Raw genomic sequence first — 20053 nt, forward strand, 5'->3', positions numbered from 1 at the left:
TGTTGGTTCCGCAAGAATCGCGAAACCGGCAGATCATGTTACTTGACCTGCTGTTTGCCGAGTTTGCGTGCCAATGTGCGCCGATGCATGCCGAGTCGGCGCGCGGTTTCCGAGATGTTGAAGCCGGTCTCGGCCAGCATTTCGTGGATGCGCTCCCACTCCAGCGTCTTGATCGAGGTGGAGCGGTTGGTCAGTTCGACCTCGGTGGTGCCGGCGGCGCGGCCGAAGGCGGCCTCGATGTCGTCGGTGTTCGAGGGCTTGGCCAGGTAGTGGCAGGCGCCGAGCTTGATGGCCTCGACGGCGGTGGCGATGCTTGCGAAGCCGGTGAGCACCACGATCAGCATCTCGGCGTCGTGCCGGTGCAGCATCTGCACGCAGGCCAGGCCCGAGGCCTCGCCGTTGAGCTTCAGGTCCACCACGGCGTAGCCGGGCGAGGGGCCGTCGCCTTCCTCGAGCAGCGCTTCCACTTCCTCGAGGTTGCGCGCATGCAGCACGACGTAGCCGCGCCGTTCGAACGAGCGCGCGAGCGTGCGCGCGAAGGCCTCGTCGTCCTCGACGATCAGCAGCTGGCGGACCTCGGCGGTGTCGGGTGTGTGGGTCATGGGCTGCTCGGGGCTTGGGGGGCGGCGGTGTCCGCGAGGGGGGCGGCTGCTTCGTCGTCCTCTTCGAGCACGATGGCCGCCAGCGGCAGCGTGATGGTCACGATGGCGCCGCCCTCGGGGCGGTTGCGCACGGCGACGCGTCCGCCCAGGGTGCGCGCCACGTTCACGACCAGGAACAGGCCGAGCCCGCCGCCGGGTCGGCCCTTGCTCGACTGGTAGGGCTTGCCGAACTCCGCGAGGATGGCCGGCATGAAGCCGGGGCCCGCGTCGGTGACGGTGATGGTGAGCGCGTCGGCGTCGTGCGTGGCTTCCAGGCGCAGCCAGTGCGGCGAGGCCTCGAGCGCGTTGTCGAGCACGTTGCACACCATCTGCTTGATGGCCGAATCGGACACCATGGGCAGGTCCTGCCCGAACAGGTTCTCGTAGTCGAACTCCTCGACCGGGCGCGTGGTGCGCCATTCTTCGACGAGATCGTCCAGGAAGGTGCGCACCGTGGTTTCTTCGGAGGACTCGCCGCGCGTCTCGCCGGCCGACAGCAGGATGCCGCTCACGATGCTCTTGCAGCGCTGAATCTGCACTTCCATCTCGGCCACTTCCTGCAGCAGCTCGGGGTCGGAGCTGAAGTGCGGCAGCCGGCGCCAGTCGCCCAGGATCACGGCCAGCGTGGCCAGCGGCGTGCCCAGCTCGTGCGCCGCGCCCGAGGCCAGCAGGCCCATGCGCACGATGTGTTCTTCTTCGGAGGCGCGCTGGCGCAGGTCCGCCAGCCGCGCGTCGCGCACGCGCAGGTTGCGGCTGATGCGGGTGATGAAGACCACCAGCAGCGCCGCGTTGAGCGCGAAGCACACCAGCATGCCCTGCACGTAGGGGCTCCACAGGCCGCGGTCGTGGTCCAGCGGCAAGGGCAGCGGGCGCGAGAACAGCGCCAGGCCCGCGAAGCACAGGCCGGTGATGACCACGATGGTCCAGGTCGACCAGGCCTTGAGCAGCACCGCGCCCAGGATCACCTGCAGCAGGTACAGAAAGACGAAGGGGTTGGTGGCGCCGCCGCTGAGGTACAGCTGGGCCGTGAGCGTGGCCACGTCGACCAGCAGCGCCACGAACAGCTCTTCGTTGGTCACGCGGCCATGGATGCGCAGGCGCAGCAGGCTCACCATGTTGAACAGCGCCAGGCAGGTGAGCACCTGCAGCATGTGGTTCAGCGGCAGGCGGATGCCGAAGCCGTAGTGCACCACGAGGATGGTGGCCACCTGCCCGACCACGGCGAACCAGCGCAGCTGGATCAGCTGCTGCATGTTCTGGTGGCCGATGGCGTTGTCCAGGCTCGCGACGCCCGCGCGCGGGGCGTGCAGCTCGCCGGCCACCGCGACGAGCTTGTCAGTCGCGGCGGGCATCGGCGGGGTCGGGGCGTGCGGCGTCGGCATGCGGTGCATTTTCGCCGTTACCGTCTTGCGATGCCCGTCGGCGCCGGTCGTCGCGCCACACGAACCCATAGGCGCCGAGCACCATCAGCGCCAACCCGTACCAGGTGAGGGCGTAGACGAGGTGGCTGTTGGGGAAGGCGATGACGGTGAGGCCACCGGCCGGCCACGTGGGCGCGGCCTGTGCGGGCGCGGGCCCGGCCTCGGCATCGACGAAGTAGGGCGCCACGTCGGCCAGGCCGCGCGCGGCGGCAATGGCCTGCACGTCGCGCGAGAACCAGCGGTCGGCCGCGGGGTCGTTCGTGCGCAGGAAGCCGCCCTTGGGTTCGGTCAGGCGCAGCAGGCCGGCCACGGTGGTGTCGCCCTGGGGCTCGGGGGCGGTGCGCGCCGCGCGCTCGCGGGCCTCGGGCGGCACGAAGCCGCGGTTGACGAGCACGACGCTGCCGTCGGCGGTGCGCAGCGGGGTCAGCACCCAGAAGCCGGCGCCGAGCCGGGTGCTGGCCTGCACCAGCGCTTCCTTGTCGTGGAGGAACGTGCCGCGAAGGCGCACGTGTCGGTATTCGTCGTTGGCCGCGTTGACTGTGGGCCATTCGGGTCGCGCCGGCGCGTCGGCGGCCGGGGCGTGCACGCGCTGGTCGACGCGGGCGATGAGATCGAGCTTCCAGGCCCTGCGCTCGACCTGCCAGGTGCCGAGCGCAAGAAAGCCGGCAAAGGCCAGGAGGGCGCAGACCGCCAGCGCCGCACGCGTGACAACGGAGCGCGGGCGGGCGGCCGGGGCCATCAGGGCATGTTCTTCATGTCGTGGACCATGGCCGGCATCATGTTGGTGTTCATGTGATACATGACCCACAGCGATCCGGCCAGCGTGATGACCACGAGCACCAGCGTGAAGATCAGCGCCAGCATGTTCCAGCCGCCTTCGGACTTGGCGTCCATGTGCAGGAAGTACACCATGTGGACCACGATCTGCACCACGGCGAAGCCGAGGATGACGAGGGCGGTGGTGCTCGGGTTGGCGATCACCTTGCCCATCACGAGCCAGAACGGGATCGCGGTCAGGATCACGGCCAGCACGAAGCCGGTCATGTAGCCCTTGAAGGTGCTGTGGCTCACGGGGCCGTCGTCGTGGTGGTCGCCGTGACCGTGGCTGTCGTGTGCGCCGTGGCCGTGCGCGGCGGTGGCGGTGTGTGCGGGGGCGCTCATGCCATCGATCCCATGAGGTAGACAAAGGTGAAGACGCCGATCCACACGACGTCCAGGAAGTGCCAGAACATCGACAGGCACATCAGGCGGCGGCGGTTGGCGGCGGTGAAGCCGTGCTTGGGCAGCTGGACCATCAGCACGACCAGCCAGATGATGCCGAAGCTCACGTGCAGGCCGTGCGTGCCCACCAGCGCGAAGAACGACGACAGGAAGGCGCTGCGCTGCGGGCCGGCGCCTTCGTGCAGCAGGTGCGCGAACTCGTACAGCTCCAGGCCGATGAAGCCCAGGCCGAGCAGGCCCGTGATGCCCAGCCACAGCAGCACGCCGCCCATGCGCTTGCGCTGCATCTCGAGCATCGCGAAGCCGTAGGTGATCGACGACAGCAGCAGCAGCGAGGTGTTCATCGCCACCAGCGGGAGGTCGAACAGGTCGGCGCCCGAGGGGCCGGCCGCGTAGCTGCGGCCCAGCACGCCGTACACCGCGAACAGGCAGGCGAAGATGAGGCAGTCGCTCATCAGGTAGAGCCAGAAGCCCAGCAGCGTGCCGTTCTCGGGGTGGTGGTCCTCGTTGCGGACGTGGAACAGGTCGAACGCCGGTGCGTTCGCGTTCCGGGAGGGGAGGGCGGTGGTATCAGACATGGGCGGTGGCCAGCAGGCGCGTGCGTGCTTCTTCGGTGCGAACGACTTCTTCCGCGGGGATGTAGTAGTCGCGCTTGTAGTTGAAGGTGTGGGCGATGATCGCGACCAGCATGGCCACGAAGCCGATGCCGGCCACGAGCCACATCTGCCAGATCAGGGCGAAGCCGCACACCGCGCTCAGCGCCGCGATGACGAAGCCGGCGGCCGTGTTCTTGGGCATGTGCACGGGGCTGAAGCCGTCCAGCGGACGCTGGTAGCCGCGGGCCTTCATGTCGGTCCAGGCGTCGTTGTCATGCACGCGCGGCGTGAACGCGAAGTTGTAGGCCGGCGGCGGCGACGAGGTCGACCACTCCAGCGTGCGGCCGTTCCACGGGTCGCCCGTGGTGTCGCGCAGCGACTCGCGGCGGATGAAGCTCACCACCAGCTGGATCAGGAACGAGGCGATGCCCAGCGCGATCAGCACCGCGCCGAAGGCGGCAACCTGGAACCAGATCTGCAGCGACATGTCCTGGAAGTGGCTCATGCGGCGCGTGACGCCCATCAGGCCCAGGATGTACAGCGGCATGAAGGCCATCCAGAAGCCGACGATCCAGAACCAGAACGAGCACTTGCCCCAGAACGGATCGAGCTTGTAGCCGAAGGCCTTCGGGAACCAGTAGGTGATGCCTGCCAGCATGCCGAACAGCACGCCGCCGATGATCACGTTGTGGAAGTGGGCAATCAGGAACAGGCTGTTGTGCAGCACGAAGTCGGCCGGGGGCACGGCCAGCAGCACGCCGGTCATGCCGCCGATCACGAAGGTGATCATGAAGCCGATGGTCCACATCATGGGCAGCTCGAAACGGATGCGGCCGCGGTACATGGTGAAGAGCCAGTTGAAGATCTTCGCCCCCGTGGGGATCGAGATGATCATCGTCGTGATGCCGAAGAACGAGTTCACGCTGGCGCCGGAGCCCATGGTGAAGAAGTGGTGCAGCCACACGAGGTACGACAGGATCGTGATCACGACCGTGGCGTACACCATCGAGGCGTAGCCGAACAGGCGCTTGCCCGAGAAGGTGGAGACCACTTCCGAGAAGATGCCGAAGGCCGGCAGGATCAGGATGTACACCTCGGGGTGGCCCCAGATCCAGATCAGGTTCACGTACATCATGGCGTTGCCGCCCATGTCGTTCGTGAAGAAGTTGGTGCCGACATAACGGTCGAGCGACAGCAGGGCCAGCACGGCCGTGAGCACCGGGAAGGCGGCCACGATCAGCACGTTGGTGCACAGGGCGGTCCAGGTGAAGACGGGCATCTTCATCATGGTCATGCCGGGCGCGCGCATCTTCACGATGGTGGCCAGCAGGTTCACGCCCGAGAGCAATGTGCCGACCCCCGCGATCTGCAAGGACCAGATGTAGTAGTCCACCCCCACGTCAGGACTGAACAGGATGCCCGACAGCGGCGGGTAGGCCAGCCAGCCGGTCTTGGCGAACTCGCCCACGAACAGCGACGCCATCACGAGGCCGGCGCCGAAGGTGGTCATCCAGAAGCTGAAGTTGTTCAGGAACGGGAAGGCCACGTCGCGCGCGCCGATCTGTAGCGGCACCACGAAGTTCATGAGGCCCGTGACCAGCGGCATCGCCACGAAGAAGATCATGATCACGCCGTGGGCGGTGAAGATCTGGTCGTAGTGGTGCGGCGGCAAAAAGCCCGCGTTGTCGCCGAAGGCGACGGCCTGCTGGGCCCGCATCATCAGTGCGTCGGCGAAGCCGCGCAGCAGCATCACCAGGCCCAGGATGATGTACATGATGCCGATCTTCTTGTGGTCGATGCTGGTGATCCAGTCGCGCCACAAGGTGCCCCACAGCTTGAAGTAGGTCACGGCGCCCAGCAGCGCCAGGCCGCCCAGGATCACGGCCGCGAAGGTCACGAGCAGGATGGGCTCGTGAAGGGGAATCGCCTCCCAGGAGAGGCGGCCGAAGACGAGCTTCGTCAGGTCTAGGTTCTGCAACATCTTAGTCTTCGGTGGTGCACATCGCGGTGACGTACTTGCGCTTGGGCGTGTCGAGGGAGTCGGCCTGCCAGGCCTGCTTGGTGGCGACGTTGAAGGCGCCGGGCTTGCCCAGGCCGCCGTCGGCGTCGATGGCCATCATTTCCTTCATGCACATCTTGTTGCGGTCGACGCACAGGTTCAGGATGGCGTCGTACAGGGCCGGGTCGACCGCGGCGTAGTGGCGCACGGGCTCGCGCTCGCTCGGCACTTCGAGCTTCTTGTATTGCTCGCGGGTCAGCTCGCCCTCTTTGCCGGTCTTGACCTTGGCCACCCACTGGTCGAAGCCGTCATGGCTCAGGCCGTGGAACTTGAAGCGCATGCCCGAGAAGCCCGCGCCGCTGTAGTTGGCGGAGAAGCCGTCGAACTCACCCGGCTTGTTGATCACCGCGTGCAGCTTGGTCTCCATGCCCGGCATGGCATAGATCTGGCCGGCCAGCGCGGGGATGAAGAAGGAGTTCATGACCGACGAGGCCGTGATCTTGAAGCTGATCGGGCGGTCCACCGGGGCGGCCAGCTCGTTCACCGTGGCGATGCCCTGCTCGGGGTAGATGAAGAGCCACTTCCAGTCCAGCGCCACCACCTCGACCACCAGCGGCTTGGTTTCGGCGGGAATCGGGCGCTGCGCGTCCAGGCGGCTCAGCGGGCGGTACGGGTCCAGCGTGTGGGTGCTGATCCAGGTGATCGCGCCCAGCGCGATGATGATCAGGAGCGGCGCGGCCCAGATCGCCAGCTCGAGCTGCGTGGAGTGGTCCCAGTCGGGGCTGTAGGTGGCCTCCTTGTTCGACTGGCGATAGCGCCAGGCAAAGAAGATGGTCAGGGCGATCACCGGAATGATGATGATCAGCATCAGCACCGTGGAGACGACGATCAGGCGTCCCTGCTGGTTGGCGATGTCGCCGGAGGGGTTCAACAGCACCGTGTTGCAGCCCGCCAGGAAAATGGCGGAAAGCAGCAGAAGTGCTCGGCGAAGGGTCTTGAGGATGTGCATGCCGGGAGAGGAAAGTGCGAAGGCCGCGCAAAAATGACCCTGCAATCTACGCCGCCCAAGGGATTCCGCCTATTGGACGTTTTGTCCTATGGCGGTAAACGCAATTCGGTGAGACGCTACAGGGTGTCCAGAATTTCCCCTGTGTCGTGCCCCGGCATGACACCCGAATTACAGCCAGCCAGCTAGCAAGATGACGACGTCCAGCATCAGTCCACCAGGCGCCCAGCCTGTGTCGCACCCGACCGAAGGCGGCGCCCGCGCCGCAGACGCCGACCATTCGCACATCGCCCCGGGCGAGATCGCGGTCGGCGTGGTCATCGGCCGCGCCTCCGAGTATTTCGACTTCTTCGTCTACGGCATCGCCTCGGTGCTGGTGTTCCCGGCGGTGTTCTTCCCCTTCGAGCAGCGCCTGGAAGGCGTGCTCTGGGCCTTCGTGATCTTCTCGTTCGCCTTCATCGCGCGCCCCTTCGGCACCGTGATCTCGATGGCGATCCAGCGGCGCTTCGGGCGCGAGACCAAGCTGACGATTGCGCTGTTCCTGCTGGGCACCTCGACCGCCGGTATCGCCTTCCTGCCGGGCTACGCGAGCATCGGCTTCACGGCCATCGTGCTGCTGTCGATCTTCCGCTTTGCCCAGGGCCTGGCGCTGGGCGGCTCGTGGGATGGCCTGCCGTCGCTGCTGGCGCTGAACGCACCGCCCAACAAGCGCGGCTGGTACGCCATGCTGGGCCAGCTGGGTGCACCGCTGGGCTTCTTCCTGGCCAGCGCGCTGTTCGCGTACCTGTATTCCAGCCTGCCGCTGGCCGACTTCCTCGACTGGGGCTGGCGCTACACCTTCTACGTGGCCTTCGCCATCAACGTCGTGGCGCTGTTCGCGCGCCTGCGCCTGGTGGCCACCGACGAGTACGCGCGCCTGCTCGAAGAGCGCGAGCTGCAGCCCACCAGCGTGGTCGAGCTGACCCGTTCGCAGGGCGCCAACCTGCTGATCGGCGCGTTCGCCGCGCTGGCCAGCTACGCGCTGTTCCACCTGATCACGGTGTTCCCGCTGTCGTGGATCTCGCTGTACTCCGACCAGTCGATCACCGAATTCCTGATCGTGCAGATGGTCGGCGCGGTGTTCGGCGCCATCGGCATCGTGGCCTCGGGCCTGATCGCCGACCGCATCGGCCGTCGCTTCACGCTCGGCGGCCTGGCCGCCATGATCGCCGTGTTCAGCGGCTTCGCGCCCACGCTGCTCGACGGCGGACGCATCGGCCAGGACATCTTCATCGTGCTGGGCTTTGCACTCCTGGGCCTGTCGTACGGCCAGGCGGCCGGCGCCGTGACCTCCAACTTCGCGCCCAAGTACCGCTACGTGGGCGCGGCCCTTACGGCCGACCTGGCCTGGCTGATCGGCGCGGCTTTCGCCCCGCTGGTCGCCCTGGGCCTGTCGGCGCACTTCGGCCTGGCCTTCGTGAGCGTCTACCTGCTGTCGGGCGCGCTCGGCACGCTGGCGGCGCTGGGGCTGAACCGGGCGCTGGCGCGGGACTGATCGGCGTTGCCGCCGTGTTTGCAAAGAAGGGGCCGATGGCCCCTTTTTTCATGGCCGCTGCGTCGCTCGCTTAGGATTCGCCTCGATGTTCACCGCCGCCATTTTTGACATGGATGGGCTGCTGATCGATTCGGAGCGCCCCATCATGGCCGCCTGGATCGCCGCAGCCCGCACGCTCGATGTCGAGCTTTCGCACGCCCAGTACCTGCAATGCGTGGGGTTGGCCATGAGCGAGTCCAAGCAGATCCTTGCCGCGTTGCTCGGCGGCCCCGCCGCCTACCAGCACGCGGCGACGCAGGTGACCGCCGCGCTGCAGCTGGAACGCGCCGACGGCGACGCCCGCCCGCTCTTTCCCATCAAGCCCGGCGCGGCCGAGCTGCTCGCCGCCTTGCGCGGACGCGGCACGCGCTGCGCGGTGGCTTCGTCGTCCACGCGCGGCCAGATCGCGGCCTGCCTGGGCAGCCTCGACGTGCTTCACCACTTCGAGGCCTTCGCGGGCGGCGACGAGGTGGCGCGCGCCAAGCCCGACCCGGCGCTGTACCGCCTTGCGGCCGAGCGCTTGGGCGTGGACCCTGCGGACTGCGTTGCCTTCGAAGACAGCGAGAACGGCGCCAAGGCCGCGCTGGCCGCCGGCATGCGCGTGGTGGTGGTGCCCGACCTCAAGCACCCGCCCGAGGCGATCGTCGCGCAGGCCTTCCATGTGCTCGATTCGCTGCACGACGCGATGCCGCACGTGCCGCGCTGGTTTCCCTGACGCGGTCAGGGCCCGGGTTCAGTTCAGAGCACTTCGTCCCGCAGCTGCGGGAACACCTTCGACACCTTGGCCAGCAGGTAGTCGCCGTAGCGGCCACTGAAGGCGTGCACGTTGGCGCGGTCCCAGCGCTCGGCGCTGTCGTCGAGCGCGTCGGCGCCGGCCAGGCCCTCGATGCGCTGCACGCGGGCCTCGAAGTTCGGGTCGAAGAACAGCGGGAACGACAGCCGGTCGCGACCCGAGGTGTTGCGCTTCACGCGGTGCGGTGTCGACTTGTAGAGCCCGCCGGTCATGCGGTCGAGCATGTCGCCGATGTTGCAGACGAAGGCGCCGGGCACCGGTGGCGCGTCGATCCAGCCGCCCGGCGTGTGCACCGCGAGGCCGCCCACGGTGTCCTGGTGCAGGATCGTGAGCAGGCCGTAGTCGGTGTGCTCGCCCACGCCCCATTGCACGTCCAGCCCCTCGGGCACGGCTTGTGTCGGGTAGTTGAAGAGGCGGAACAGGATCAGCGGGTCGGCCGTGTAGCGTTCGGCGAAATAGGAGGCGGGCAGGCCGAGGCTCAGCGCGATGCCTTCCATGAGCCGGTGGCCCAGCTGCGTGACGGCGTCCATGTACGCGAGGATGGTCTCGCGAAAGTCCGGCACGTCGGGAAAGAGATTCGGCCCGTGCACCGGCGTCTTCGCCAGAACCAGCGGGTGGTCGGCGGGCAGCTCGGCGCCCAGGTAGAGGCCCTCCTTCCAGTCGGGGCGGCCCGAGGTCAGCTCGCCGCCGCGCGGGAAGAAGCCGCGCCAGGCCCGGCCGCCCAGCGCCATGCGCCATCGCATCTTGGTTTCCTCGGGCAGGTCGAAGAACTGGTGGCTCAGGTCTTCGAGACGCTGGATCAGCGCGGCGTCGACACCGTGGCCGGTCACGTAAAAGAAGCCGTGCGCGCGGCAGGCGTCGCCGATCTGCGCCGCCACGCGTGCGCGTTCGGGCGTGCCGGCCACCAGCGGCGCGACGTCGATGAGGGGGAGGGAGGAGTCGGTCATGCGTCTCTCGAAAAAGGCGAACGGATGTCGGACAGAAACTGCTGCGCACGCGGGTGCTGCGGGCGGTTGAAGAAATCGTCGGGCGTGGCGCGTTCGAGCACCTGGCCCTGGTCCATGAAGAGCACGCGGTCGGCCACCTCGCGCGCGAAGCCCATCTCGTGCGTGACGCACACCATGGTCATGCCGTCGCGCGTGAGGTCGCGCATCACCAGCAGTACCTCGCCGACCATCTCGGGGTCGAGTGCGCTGGTGGGCTCGTCGAACAGCATCAGCGGCGGCTTCATGGCGAGCGCGCGCGCAATGGCCACGCGCTGCTGCTGGCCGCCCGACAGCTCTCCGGGCCACGCGTTGGCCTTGTTCGCGAGGCCCACGCGCTCCAGCAGCGCCATCGCGCGCGCGTCGGCTTCCTTGCGCGACAGGCCGTGCAGCTGCATCGGCGCCATGGTGCAGTTCTGCAGCACGCTCAGATGCGGGAACAGGTTGAACTGCTGGAACACGAAGCCGATGCGCGAGCGGAACGCGTTCACGTCCAGGCCCGGCGCGTGGATGTCCTGCCCGTCGAGCGTGATGCGGCCCGACTGGATCGGCTCCAGCCGGTTGAAGGTGCGGATCAGCGTCGACTTGCCCGAGCCCGAGGGCCCGCACACCACGACCACCTCGCCCTTGTGGATGGTCTCGGTCACGTCGACCAGCGCGTGGTAGCTGCCGTACCACTTGTTGACTTGTTGGAGTTCGATCATGCGGGCACCTTGATAGGCGCGGCGGGAAGGCCGCGGCGCGCGAGCCGGCGCTCCAGCCAGTAGGCGAAGCGCGAGAGGCCGAAGCACAGGATGAAGTAGGTCAGGCCCAGGATCAGGTAGATCTGCGCCGGCTTGGTGAACACCTGCGTGTTGATCTGCGTGGCGATGAACGACACCTCGGCCAGCCCGATGATGTAGCCCAGCGAGGTCTCCTTGATGGTCGAGACGAACTGGTTCACCAGCGAGGGCAGCATGCTGCGCAGCGCCTGCGGCAGCACCACGAGGCGCATCGCGCCGAAGTAGCTCAGGCCGAGCGCGCGCGCGGTTTCCATCTGCCCGCGCGGCAGACCCTGGATGCCGGCGCGCACGATCTCGGCGAGGTAGGCGGCATCGAAGATCACCAGCGCGATCAGCATGGTGGTGAACTGGTCGGTCTTCACGCCCGTGACGCTGGGCAGGAAGAAGTAGGCCCAGAAGATCACCATCAACAGCGGCAGGCCGCGCACCACGAACACCAGCGCCGTGACGGGCCAGCGCACGCAGCGCCACGGGCTCACGCGCGCCAGCCCGAGCACGATGCCCAGCGGCAGTGCGAGCACCAGTCCGCACGAGGCCAGCAGCAGCGTGAGCACCAGCCCGCCGAGCGGGCCGTTCGGGTACTGGCCGATGAGGAAGTAGACCCAGTAGTCGTGGATGATTTCGAGCATCAGCGCGCCGCCTTCAGATGGTCCGCACCGGGAAGCGGTGGTGGTACCAGGTCGCCAGGCCGGTGATGGCCAGCGACACCGTCAGGTACGCCGCACTCGCGAACGCGAACGACTCGAAGCTGCGGAAGGTCGCGCTCTCGACCTGTCCGGCCTGGTACATCAGCTCGGCCACGCCGATCACCGTGGCGATCGAGGTGTTCTTCCACAGGCTCAGCGTCTGCGAGATGAGCGGCGGCACGGTCACGCGCAGCGCCTGCGGCAGCACCACGCGGCGCATCGTGGCCAGGAAGCTGAAGCCCAGCGCGCGGCCGGCTTCGAACTGCACCGCCGGGATCGAGCGGATGCCGCTGCGGATGTCCTCCGCCATGAAGGCCGCCGTGTACAGCGACAGCGCCACGATCGCACTGTAGGCCTCGATGTGGCCTTCATAGAGCCAGGTCTTGATACCTTCGGGCAGCAGCTCGGGCGCGCCGAAATACCAGAACAGCATGTGGGCCAGCAGCGGGATGTTGCGGATCGATTCCACGTACGCAAAACCGAGCCAGCGCAGCGGCGCCAGCGGCGAGAGCCGCAGCAGCGCCACCACCAGCGCCAGCGGCAGCGCGAAGACGAGCGAGACCGCGAGCAGCTGCAGCGACAGCCACAGGCCCGCGACCAGCATGTCGTGGTACTGGCCGGTCAGCAGCAGCGAATAGTCGAACAGGGGCATGGGAAACGGGAGGCACGGCGAAAGGCGCCGGGGCGCACATGGTACGCATGCGCGCCGTGCCGCTCAAAAGCGAAGGGCGGGTCGCATGGCGGCCCGCCCCTGGTGTGCCGAGCGCGCGGGCTCAGTCGATCTTGTCGGTCTCGAGCTTGAAGTCGCGCGTCTGGAAGCCCGACGCCGTGTTCGGGCCATACCACTTCAGGAAGATCTTCTGCGCTTCGCCCGACTTCTCGAGCTCGCGCAGCGTGTCGTCCACCACGGTCTTCAGGCCGCTCTCGCCCTTCTTGATGCCGATGGCCAGCGACTCGGTGCTCAGGTTCTGCTTGAGCACCACGTACTGCGCCTTCTGCGGGCCCAGCTTGGCGTAGCTGCGCAGCAGCGCGGCCTCGTCGTCCACGTAGCCCACGCCCTTGCCCTGCTGCAGCGCCTGGAAGGCCTGCTGGCTGGTGTCGAAGGTCACGACCTCGGCGGTGGGCACGGCCTTGCGGATGTTGGGCTCCTGCGTGCCGCCGCGGATGGTCAGCACCTTCTTGCCGCCGAGCTGCGGCACCTCGGTGATGCCGCTGGTCTTCTTCACGATGGCCTTCTGGCCGGTGACGAAGGTGGTGAGCGAGAAGTCGATCTGCGCCTCGCGCTCCTTGTTGTGCGTGAGGCCGGCGGCCACCAGGTCCACATGGCCCTGCTGCAGCTCGGGAATGCGCGCGGCCACGGCGATCTGCTTGAGCACCGGCTTCACGCCGATCTTTTTCGCGATGGCGTTCACCAGGTCGACCTCGTAGCCGACGATCTGGCGCGTCTTCGGATCGATGAAGGTGGCGGGCTCGTCGGTGCCGAGCACGCCGACCACGAGTTCGCCCTTCTTCTTGATGTCGGCGAGCTGGTCCGCATGGGCGGCAACGCCGGTCAGCAGGGCGGAAGCGGCAAGGGCCGCGGCAAGCAGGGTGTGGCGCATGGTGGGGATCGTCCTCTCTCCAGAGTGAAATTCAGGCCGGAACCATATCAATAAAACCCAAGATTATTAAATCGTCAATCGACATATGCATATGGGGCTGATGAATCGGCCTGTTGCCGGCTGGGTTAAATTCGCGACGCCGCGACGTGCCCCGCCGCCGTCCCCCGAATGTCTTACCGAGCGAGCTTTTCATGATCATCCAACCCCGCGTGCGCGGCTTCATCTGCGTCACCACCCACCCCGTGGGCTGCGAAGCCAATGTCCGGCAACAGATCGCGTACGTCAAAGCCAAACCCCCCATCGCGGGCGGCGCCAAGCGCGTGCTGGTGATCGGCGCGTCCACCGGCTACGGCCTGGCCGCGCGCATCACCGCGGCCTTCGGCTGCGGCGCCGACACGCTGGGCGTGTGCTTCGAACGCGCGGGCAGCGCGACCAAGCCCGGCTCGCCCGGCTGGTACAACACCGCCGCCTTCCACCGCGCCGCCACGGCCGAAGGGCGCTACGCCAAGACGATCAACGGCGACGGCTTTTCCGACGCGGTGAAGCAGCAGGCCATCGAGACCATCCGCGCCGACCTCGGCCAGGTCGACCTCGTGGTCTACAGCCTGGCCGCGCCGCGCCGCACGCACCCGAAGACCGGCCAGGTCTTCAACTCCGTGCTCAAGCCCATCGGCAAGGCCGTGACGCTGCGCGGCCTGGACACCGACAGCGGGACCGTGAAGGAATCGGTGCTCGAGCCCGCCACGCAGGAAGAAATCGACAACACCGTCGCCGTCATGGGCGGCGAAGACTGGCAGATGTGGATCGACGCGCTACAGCAGGCCGGCGTGCTGGCCGACGGCGCCAAGACCACGGCCTTCACTTACCTGGGTGAGCAGATCACGCACGACATCTACTGGAACGGCTCCATCGGCGCCGCCAAGAAGGATCTGGACGAGAAGGTGCTGGACATCCGCGCGCAGCTGGCGGCCAAGGGCGGCGACGCGCGCGTGTCGGTGCTGAAGGCGGTGGTCACGCAGGCCAGCTCGGCCATTCCGATGATGCCGCTGTACCTGTCGCTGCTGTTCAAGGTGATGAAGGCCGAAGGCACGCACGAGGGCTGCATCGAGCAGGTGCACGGCCTGTACGCCGACAGCCTGTACGGCGCCACGCCGCACCTGGACGACGAAGGTCGCCTGCGCGCCGACTACAAGGAACTGGCGCCGCAGGTGCAGGCGCGCGTGCAGGAACTCTGGCCGCAGGTCACCGACGCCAACCTCAACGAGCTGACCGATTTCGCGGGCTACAAGACCGAGTTCCTGCGCCTGTTCGGCTTTGCCGTCGACGGTGTGGACTACACGGCCGACGTGAGCACCGATGTGGGCATTCCCGATCTGATCCAACTCTAGAGTGCCCCCGAAGGGATACTCGCTTTCATGCAGATTCAAGACAAACCGCCCGCCGGCACGCCCTTCGAGTGGATCGGCGGCGAGCCCAAGGTGGCGGCGCTGGTCGAGCGCTTCTACGACCTGATGGACCTCGAGCCGGCCTACGCGCAACTGCGCGCCGTGCACGGCACCGACCTAGACAACGCGCGCCAGCGCCTGTTCTGGTTCCTGTGCGGCTGGCTCGGCGGGCCCGCCCACTACACCGACCGCTTCGGTCACCCGATGCTGCGCGCGCGGCATTTGCCGCAGGCCATCGGCGGCCACAGCATCGGCATCAAGGAACGCGACCAGTGGCTGGCCTGCATGGACCAGGCGATGGGTGAGACCGGCGTGCCCGAAGACCTGCGCGCACGTCTTAGAGACTCCTTCTTCAAGACCGCCGACTGGATGCGCAACCGCGGCGAGTGACCCGACAACGATTCACGAAAGACTGTTCTCCATGAATTCCATCGTCATCATCGGCGGCGGCCACGCCGCGGCCCAGCTCTGCGCGGGCCTGGCCGAAGCCGGGCAGGGCGCGCGCGTGCACCTGGTCTGCGAAGAGGCCTGCGAGCCGTACCACCGTCCGCCGCTGTCGAAGGCCTTCCTCAAGAGCGCCGAAGAAACCACGCAGCCGCACAAGGCCGCCGACTGGTACCGCGAAGCGGGCATCACGCTGCATCTGGGCGATGCCGCCGTGGCCATCGACCGCGAGGCGCACACCGTCACGCTGCGCTCGGGCGCGGTGCTGCCGTGGGAGCGCCTGGTGCTGGCCACCGGCACACGCGCGCGCCAGATGCCCGGCCTGCCGCAAGGCCTGGAGAACGTGGCGAGCCTGCGCGCCGCCGACGAGGCGCAGCGCCTGCGCGCGCGGCTGGCGGATGCGCAGCAGGTCACGGTGCTGGGCGGCGGCTTCATCGGCCTCGAAGTGGCGGCCACCGCGCAGGCGCTGGGCAAGCGCGTGCAGGTGATCGAATGCGCGCCGCGCCTGCTGGGCCGTGCCGTGTCGCCCGAGCTGTCGGCGCACGTGCTGGCCACGCACCGCACGGCCGGCATCGACATCGTGCTGGGCGCGCAGACCGGCGCCTTCGAGGTCGTGGGCGACCGGCTCGTGTCGGTCGAAGTCAACGGCGTGAAGCAGCCGATCGACCTGCTGCTGCTGGGCATCGGCGCCGTGCCCGAGACCGCGCTCGCGCAGGCCGCGGGCCTCGAGTGCGCCGACGGCATCGTGGTTGACGGCCACATGCAGACCAGCGCGGCCGACGTGCTCGCGGTGGGCGATTGCACGCGCTTCCCCGACCGCCGCGCGGGCCGCGCGCTGCGGCTCGAATCGGTGCAGAACGCGAACGACCAGGCGCGCACGGCCGTGGCCACGCTGACCGGCGCCGCGCGCGATCACGACGCGGTGGCGTGGTTCTGGTCCGACCAGGGCGGCCTGCGCCTGCAGATGGCGGGCCTCATGCCGGCCGAAGGCACGCCGGGCCTGGTGAGCGTGCGCCGCGCGGGGCCGAAGCCCGAGGCGTTCTCGCTGTTCCACTACGTCGACGGCCAGCTCGTGTGCGTCGAATCGGTGAACGCGCCGGTCGATCACATGATGAGCCGCAAGCTGCTCGAAGCGGGCCGCAGCCCCGCGCCCGAGGCGATGGCGGATGCGGCGGTACCACTAAAGAATCACCTGGCCTGAACCTGGCCTAAAGGCTGTCGCAACGGCGCTGCACGGCAGGCCCGGATTCACCGGTCTGTCACCCGGCTTTCGGAGACTGGTCTTCCTCATATCCGCAGGGAGACCTCTCGATGAACAACGCAGTGGCCGCGTCGCTGGCGCGCCTCGCCCCCATGTCCACCTGTGCCGCCGTCCTGGCCGCCGTGCTCACCGCCTGTGGCGGTGGCAACGGAGGCGGCACCACGTTCCCCCCGATCGTTCCGCCTCCTGCACCCGCGCCTGCCCCCGCGCCCGTGGCCGTGGCCGCCGGCACGCGCACCACGGTCGCGCTGCTCGAAACGACCGACCTGCACTTCAACGTGCGCAGCTACGACTACTTCAAGCTCGCCGAAGACAAGTCGTACGGCTACGAGCGCACCGCCACGCTCATCAACGCCGCGCGCAAGGAGTTCGCGAACACGATGCTGTTCGACAACGGAGACACCATCCAGGGCACGGCGCTGGCCGACTACGAAGCGCTGGTCAGCCGCATCCCGTGCACGCAGCCGCTGTCGATGTACAAGGTGATGAACGCCACCGGCTACGACGCCGGCACGCTGGGCAACCACGAGTTCAACTACGGCCTGGACTTTCTCAACCAGGTGCTCGGCGGCGGCCTCGATGTCGAGGGCGTGGACGGCAGCAAGAAGTGCGCAGGCCCGAGCTTCCCGATGGTGGTGGCCAACGTGCACAGCCTCAAGAGCGGCAAGCCGCTCGTGGCGCCCTACACCATCGTCACCAAGCAGTTCACCGCCACCGCGCCGGACGGCAAGAGCGTGACGGTGCCGGTGAAGGTCGGCGTGATCGGCTTCACCACGCCCGGCATCATGAACTGGGACAAGCGCTTTCTCGAAGGCAAGCTGCGCACCGAAGGCGCGGTCGAAGCCGCCAAGCGCTACGTGCCCGAGCTGCGCGAGAAGGGCGCCGACATCGTCGTGGCGCTGCAGCACGGCGGCCTCGACGCCTCGCCGTACTCGCCGACCATGGAAAGCCCGGGCCTGTACCTGTCGAAGGTGCCCGGCATCGACGTGCTGATGATGGGCCACCAGCACGGCCTGTTCCCCGACCGCGGCGCCAAGCCCGGCTACACGCAGCCCGGCGTGGACAACGCCGCCGGCACTGTCAACGGCGTGCCGGCCGTGATGCCCAGCTCGTGGGGCAAGGCGCTGGGCCTCGTGAAGCTCGAGCTCGTGTGGGACGGCAAGGCCTGGGGCGTGGACAAGAGCAAGACGCTGGTCGAGGCGCGTTCGACCCAGATCGGCAAGGGCGTGTACGTCGATGCCGACCCGAGCGTGGCACCGATGGTCGACACCCAGCACCAGGCCGCGATCGACTACGTGAAGACGCCGATCGGCACCACCGACTTCCGCATGAACACCTTCTTTGCCGACGTCGGCGACCCGGGCGCGATCCAGATCGTGAACCAGGCCCAGGCCGACTACGTGAAGACCTACCTCCAGGCCAGCCTGCCGCAGTACGCGGGCCTGCCGGTGCTGTCGGTGAGCGCGCCCTTCAAGTCGGGCTTCGAGGGCGGACGCGACTACACCGACGTGGCCGTGGGCAACCTCGCGATCTTCAGCGCGGCCGACCTGTACCTGTACCCGAACACGGTGTACGCGGTGAAGGTGACGGGTGCCGAGATCAAGGGCTGGCTCGAGGCCGCGGCCAAGCGCTTCAACAAGATCGACCCGGCGCTCACGACCGACCAGTCGCTGGTCAGCCCCTTCCCGGGCTATAACTTCGACATGTTCACCACGCCCGACATGCAGTACGAGATCGACGTGACGCAGGCCGTGGGCAGCCGCATCAAGAACCTCATGTACCTGGGCGCGCCCATCGATTCGGCGAAGGAGTTCGTCATTGCGACGAACAACTACCGCGCGACCAGCGGTGCGAGCTTCATTCCGGCGCTGGACGGGCGCGCAACGATCTACGCCTCGCCCGATGCGAACCGCGACGTGCTGATCGCGTACATCAAGGCGAAGAAGACGATCACGCGCGCGGCCGACGGCGCGGCGCGCAGCTGGCGCTTCACCAAGGTGACGACGGCGGGCAACGTGACGATCACGTCGGGCCCGGGGCAATTGAGCGCGGCCACGGACGCGGGGTTGACGAACATCTCGCTGCTGAAGGCGGACGATGAAAGCGGCAAGGGCCGCTCGGTCTACAAGGTCGATCTGAGCAAGTAAGGGCAGGGCCCGTGCGGCGCCGTGTCAGCGCCGCACGGGCGCCAGCAGCACCACCAGCGCCCCGGCCCCGCCTTCGGCCGGCTTGGCCTGCACGAAGGCGATCACCTCGTTCTTCTGGATCAGCCAGCGCTGCGTCTTGGTCTTGAGCACCGGCTGCTTGCCGGGCGAGCCCAGGCCCTTGCCGTGCACCACGCGCACGCAGCGCAGCCCCTGCTTGTGGGCGTTGCGGATGAAGCCACCCAGCGCCTCGCGCGCCTCGTCGCTGCGCAGGCCGTGCAGGTCGACCTGCCCCTGGATCGCCCAGTCGCCCTTGCGCAGCCGCGCCGTGATGTCGGTGCCGATGCCGGGGCGGCGAAAGCTCATGGCGTCGTCGACGTCGAGCAGCGTGGTCACGTCGAACTCGTCGGAGAGCGACTCGCGCAGCACGCGCTGCTCGTCGAGCTGGTGCTGAAACGGAATGGGCGCGGGCGGCTCGGGCGCGAGCGCCACGGCGGCCTTGCGGCGCAGCGGTTCGGTGGCACCGATGGCGCGCGTGAACAGGTCTTTCTCGGCGGCACGCTTGCGCTCGGCCGCGGCGCGCGCGGCGGCCTCGGCGGCCTCGCGCTCGCGGGTTTCGGCGAGCACGCGCTGCACCTGCTTGAGGTCGGCCAGGTTCTTCAGGGCCGGGGGACGCGAAGACGACGACGCCATCAGAGCAGCCCCCGTTCCGCCATCGAGAAGCTCTGGCCCGGGCTCACGATGACGTGGTCGAGCACGCGCACGTCGACCAGCGCCAGCGCGGCGCGCAAGGTTTGCGTGAGCGATTCGTCGGCGCGCGAGGGCTCGATGCTGCCGCTGGGGTGGTTGTGGGCCAGCACCACGGCCGCGGCCTGGTGGTGCAGGGCGCGGGTGACGACCTCGCGCGGGTAGACGCTGGTCTGCGTGAGCGTGCCGCGAAACAGCTCCTCGAGCGTGAGCAGGCGGTGCTGCACGTCGAGGAACAGCACCGCGAACACCTCGTGCGGGCGCGAGCCGATGTGCATCTGCAGGTACTGCTTGACCGCTTCGGGCGAGTCGAACACCGTGCGCTCCTTCAGGCGCTCGCCCATGGCGCGGCGCGCCAGTTCGAGCACCGCCGTGAGTTCGGAGCGCTTGGCGCTGCCGCCCATGCCCTTGACCTCTTTGAGGTCATCGGGCGCCGTGTGCAGCAGCCCCGACAGCCCGCCGAAGCGTTCGAGCAGTTGCTGGGCCAGCTGGAGCACGTTCTTGCCGGCCACGCCGGTGCGCAGCAGCAGCGCCAGCAGCTCGGCGTCGGCCAGCGCGGCGGCGCCCCGCGCGATGAGCTTTTCGCGCGGCCGGGCGTCGAGAGGGAGATCCTTGAATGCCATGAAACCCTGCTGAAACCTGGGCCGGGGCGAGGTGTTGCCCCGATCCTTAAAATGAGGGCCAGTTTATCGGGACACCTCCCTCGTCTT

20 protein-coding genes are annotated in these 20053 nt (G+C 68.0%); 6 read left to right on the forward strand and 14 right to left on the reverse strand.

Annotated elements, in window-relative coordinates:
- Positions 1 to 38: 38 nt before the first annotated feature.
- From AC1RAD_RS06340 to cyoA, 7 genes are read right to left on the reverse strand one after another with little or no spacing between them, the layout of a single operon-like run.
- The gene (locus tag AC1RAD_RS06340) at positions 39 to 602 is read right to left on the reverse strand and encodes a response regulator transcription factor (RefSeq protein ID WP_159274905.1); all 564 of its coding nucleotides are present in this window, start codon (positions 600 to 602) and stop codon (positions 39 to 41) included.
- Positions 599 to 1993, reverse strand: coding sequence for an ATP-binding protein (locus AC1RAD_RS06345; RefSeq protein WP_492728771.1), 1395 nt, complete (start codon positions 1991 to 1993; stop codon positions 599 to 601). Before AC1RAD_RS06345 ends, AC1RAD_RS06340 begins: the two co-directional genes overlap by 4 nt.
- The gene (locus AC1RAD_RS06350) at positions 1977 to 2801 is read right to left on the reverse strand and encodes an SURF1 family protein (protein WP_492734213.1); all 825 of its coding nucleotides are present in this window, start codon (positions 2799 to 2801) and stop codon (positions 1977 to 1979) included. Before AC1RAD_RS06350 ends, AC1RAD_RS06345 begins: the two co-directional genes overlap by 17 nt.
- Positions 2801 to 3223: a cytochrome o ubiquinol oxidase subunit IV gene (gene cyoD / locus AC1RAD_RS06355; RefSeq protein WP_062469089.1), complete on the reverse strand. Its 423-nt coding sequence runs from the start codon at positions 3221 to 3223 to the stop codon at positions 2801 to 2803. Before cyoD ends, AC1RAD_RS06350 begins: the two co-directional genes overlap by 1 nt.
- Positions 3220 to 3861, reverse strand: coding sequence for a cytochrome o ubiquinol oxidase subunit III (gene cyoC, locus AC1RAD_RS06360; RefSeq protein WP_062469091.1), 642 nt, complete (start codon positions 3859 to 3861; stop codon positions 3220 to 3222). The genes cyoD and cyoC overlap by 4 nt, the downstream gene beginning before the upstream one ends.
- A complete protein-coding gene (cyoB, locus tag AC1RAD_RS06365) occupies positions 3854 to 5860 on the reverse strand; it encodes a cytochrome o ubiquinol oxidase subunit I (protein WP_492734214.1) in 2007 nt (668 codons plus the stop codon). Before cyoB ends, cyoC begins: the two co-directional genes overlap by 8 nt.
- A gap of 1 nt (position 5861) precedes the next feature.
- Entirely contained in the window at positions 5862 to 6887 is a 1026-nt protein-coding gene (cyoA, locus tag AC1RAD_RS06370; RefSeq protein ID WP_062469097.1) for a ubiquinol oxidase subunit II, read from the reverse strand.
- A gap of 190 nt (positions 6888 to 7077) precedes the next feature.
- Here cyoA and AC1RAD_RS06375 point away from each other — a divergent pair, with 190 nt between their 5' ends.
- Together AC1RAD_RS06375 and AC1RAD_RS06380 are read left to right on the forward strand one after the other, a co-directional pair.
- Positions 7078 to 8418 (forward strand): MFS transporter, encoded by a 1341-nt coding sequence (locus AC1RAD_RS06375; RefSeq protein ID WP_070061504.1) that lies wholly within the window; start codon positions 7078 to 7080, stop codon positions 8416 to 8418.
- 85 nt (positions 8419 to 8503) lie between these two features.
- Positions 8504 to 9172 (forward strand): HAD family hydrolase, encoded by a 669-nt coding sequence (locus AC1RAD_RS06380; protein WP_062469103.1) that lies wholly within the window; start codon positions 8504 to 8506, stop codon positions 9170 to 9172.
- A 23-nt stretch (positions 9173 to 9195) separates the two neighbouring features.
- Here the strand turns inward: AC1RAD_RS06380 and AC1RAD_RS06385 are convergent, their stop codons facing one another.
- From AC1RAD_RS06385 to AC1RAD_RS06405, 5 genes are all read right to left on the reverse strand, one after another.
- On the reverse strand, positions 9196 to 10197 hold the full coding sequence (locus AC1RAD_RS06385) for an isopenicillin N synthase family dioxygenase (RefSeq protein WP_492734215.1): 1002 nt from the start codon (positions 10195 to 10197) through the stop codon (positions 9196 to 9198).
- Entirely contained in the window at positions 10194 to 10937 is a 744-nt protein-coding gene (locus AC1RAD_RS06390) for an amino acid ABC transporter ATP-binding protein (RefSeq protein WP_062469108.1), read from the reverse strand. Before AC1RAD_RS06390 ends, AC1RAD_RS06385 begins: the two co-directional genes overlap by 4 nt.
- A complete protein-coding gene (locus tag AC1RAD_RS06395) occupies positions 10934 to 11644 on the reverse strand; it encodes an amino acid ABC transporter permease (protein WP_095743981.1) in 711 nt (236 codons plus the stop codon). The genes AC1RAD_RS06390 and AC1RAD_RS06395 overlap by 4 nt, the downstream gene beginning before the upstream one ends.
- 13 nt (positions 11645 to 11657) lie before the next feature.
- Entirely contained in the window at positions 11658 to 12353 is a 696-nt protein-coding gene (locus tag AC1RAD_RS06400) for an amino acid ABC transporter permease (RefSeq protein WP_099792089.1), read from the reverse strand.
- A 121-nt stretch (positions 12354 to 12474) separates the two neighbouring features.
- On the reverse strand, positions 12475 to 13302 hold the full coding sequence (locus AC1RAD_RS06405) for an ABC transporter substrate-binding protein (RefSeq protein WP_062469113.1): 828 nt from the start codon (positions 13300 to 13302) through the stop codon (positions 12475 to 12477).
- A 191-nt stretch (positions 13303 to 13493) separates the two neighbouring features.
- On the opposite strand from AC1RAD_RS06405, the gene fabV reads away from it, so the two are divergent.
- The 4 genes from fabV to AC1RAD_RS06425 all read left to right on the forward strand — a co-directional run bounded on the left by fabV (position 13494) and on the right by AC1RAD_RS06425 (position 18599).
- The gene (gene fabV / locus AC1RAD_RS06410; RefSeq protein WP_492734216.1) at positions 13494 to 14690 is read left to right on the forward strand and encodes an enoyl-ACP reductase FabV; all 1197 of its coding nucleotides are present in this window, start codon (positions 13494 to 13496) and stop codon (positions 14688 to 14690) included.
- Between the two features lie 27 nt (positions 14691 to 14717).
- Positions 14718 to 15137, forward strand: a complete 420-nt coding sequence (locus AC1RAD_RS06415; protein WP_447741765.1) for a group II truncated hemoglobin — start codon at positions 14718 to 14720, stop codon at positions 15135 to 15137.
- A 31-nt stretch (positions 15138 to 15168) separates the two neighbouring features.
- A complete protein-coding gene (locus tag AC1RAD_RS06420) occupies positions 15169 to 16392 on the forward strand; it encodes an NAD(P)/FAD-dependent oxidoreductase (protein WP_492734217.1) in 1224 nt (407 codons plus the stop codon).
- Positions 16393 to 16544: 152 nt separating this feature from the next.
- Positions 16545 to 18599: a bifunctional 2',3'-cyclic-nucleotide 2'-phosphodiesterase/3'-nucleotidase gene (locus tag AC1RAD_RS06425; RefSeq protein WP_492734557.1), complete on the forward strand. Its 2055-nt coding sequence runs from the start codon at positions 16545 to 16547 to the stop codon at positions 18597 to 18599.
- Between the two features lie 24 nt (positions 18600 to 18623).
- Here AC1RAD_RS06425 and AC1RAD_RS06430 read toward each other — a convergent pair whose 3' ends face one another.
- Both AC1RAD_RS06430 and radC read right to left on the reverse strand, forming a co-directional pair.
- Complete coding sequence (locus tag AC1RAD_RS06430) at positions 18624 to 19289, reverse strand: Smr/MutS family protein (RefSeq protein WP_070061513.1); 666 nt, start codon at positions 19287 to 19289, stop codon at positions 18624 to 18626.
- Complete coding sequence (radC, locus tag AC1RAD_RS06435; RefSeq protein WP_492734218.1) at positions 19289 to 19966, reverse strand: RadC family protein; 678 nt, start codon at positions 19964 to 19966, stop codon at positions 19289 to 19291. The genes AC1RAD_RS06430 and radC overlap by 1 nt, the downstream gene beginning before the upstream one ends.
- Positions 19967 to 20053: the final 87 nt, after the last annotated feature.

Source organism: Variovorax sp. GW823-FHT04B03 (assembly GCF_058796495.1).

Bases quoted from the DNA above. Each gene is read 5' to 3' on its own strand.
- AC1RAD_RS06350 (WP_492734213.1), bottom strand. From the start codon at position 2,801: ATGGCCCCGGCCGCCCGCCCGCGCTCCGTTGTCACGCGTGCGGCGCTG.
- AC1RAD_RS06385 (WP_492734215.1), bottom strand. From the start codon at position 10,197: ATGACCGACTCCTCCCTCCCCCTCATCGACGTCGCGCCGCTGGTGGCC.
- AC1RAD_RS06430 (WP_070061513.1), bottom strand. From the start codon at position 19,289: ATGGCGTCGTCGTCTTCGCGTCCCCCGGCCCTGAAGAACCTGGCCGAC.
- AC1RAD_RS06425 (WP_492734557.1), top strand. From the start codon at position 16,545: ATGTCCACCTGTGCCGCCGTCCTGGCCGCCGTGCTCACCGCCTGTGGC.
- AC1RAD_RS06395 (WP_095743981.1), bottom strand. From the start codon at position 11,644: ATGCTCGAAATCATCCACGACTACTGGGTCTACTTCCTCATCGGCCAG.
- AC1RAD_RS06415 (WP_447741765.1), top strand. From the start codon at position 14,718: ATGCAGATTCAAGACAAACCGCCCGCCGGCACGCCCTTCGAGTGGATC.
- cyoD (WP_062469089.1), bottom strand. From the start codon at position 3,223: ATGAGCGCCCCCGCACACACCGCCACCGCCGCGCACGGCCACGGCGCA.
- AC1RAD_RS06380 (WP_062469103.1), top strand. From the start codon at position 8,504: ATGTTCACCGCCGCCATTTTTGACATGGATGGGCTGCTGATCGATTCG.
- AC1RAD_RS06390 (WP_062469108.1), bottom strand. From the start codon at position 10,937: ATGATCGAACTCCAACAAGTCAACAAGTGGTACGGCAGCTACCACGCG.
- AC1RAD_RS06340 (WP_159274905.1), bottom strand. From the start codon at position 602: ATGACCCACACACCCGACACCGCCGAGGTCCGCCAGCTGCTGATCGTC.
- fabV (WP_492734216.1), top strand. From the start codon at position 13,494: ATGATCATCCAACCCCGCGTGCGCGGCTTCATCTGCGTCACCACCCAC.
- cyoC (WP_062469091.1), bottom strand. From the start codon at position 3,861: ATGTCTGATACCACCGCCCTCCCCTCCCGGAACGCGAACGCACCGGCG.
- AC1RAD_RS06345 (WP_492728771.1), bottom strand. From the start codon at position 1,993: ATGCCCGCCGCGACTGACAAGCTCGTCGCGGTGGCCGGCGAGCTGCAC.
- cyoA (WP_062469097.1), bottom strand. From the start codon at position 6,887: ATGCACATCCTCAAGACCCTTCGCCGAGCACTTCTGCTGCTTTCCGCC.
- AC1RAD_RS06405 (WP_062469113.1), bottom strand. From the start codon at position 13,302: ATGCGCCACACCCTGCTTGCCGCGGCCCTTGCCGCTTCCGCCCTGCTG.
- radC (WP_492734218.1), bottom strand. From the start codon at position 19,966: ATGGCATTCAAGGATCTCCCTCTCGACGCCCGGCCGCGCGAAAAGCTC.
- AC1RAD_RS06400 (WP_099792089.1), bottom strand. From the start codon at position 12,353: ATGCCCCTGTTCGACTATTCGCTGCTGCTGACCGGCCAGTACCACGAC.
- AC1RAD_RS06375 (WP_070061504.1), top strand. From the start codon at position 7,078: ATGACGACGTCCAGCATCAGTCCACCAGGCGCCCAGCCTGTGTCGCAC.
- AC1RAD_RS06420 (WP_492734217.1), top strand. From the start codon at position 15,169: ATGAATTCCATCGTCATCATCGGCGGCGGCCACGCCGCGGCCCAGCTC.
- cyoB (WP_492734214.1), bottom strand. From the start codon at position 5,860: ATGTTGCAGAACCTAGACCTGACGAAGCTCGTCTTCGGCCGCCTCTCC.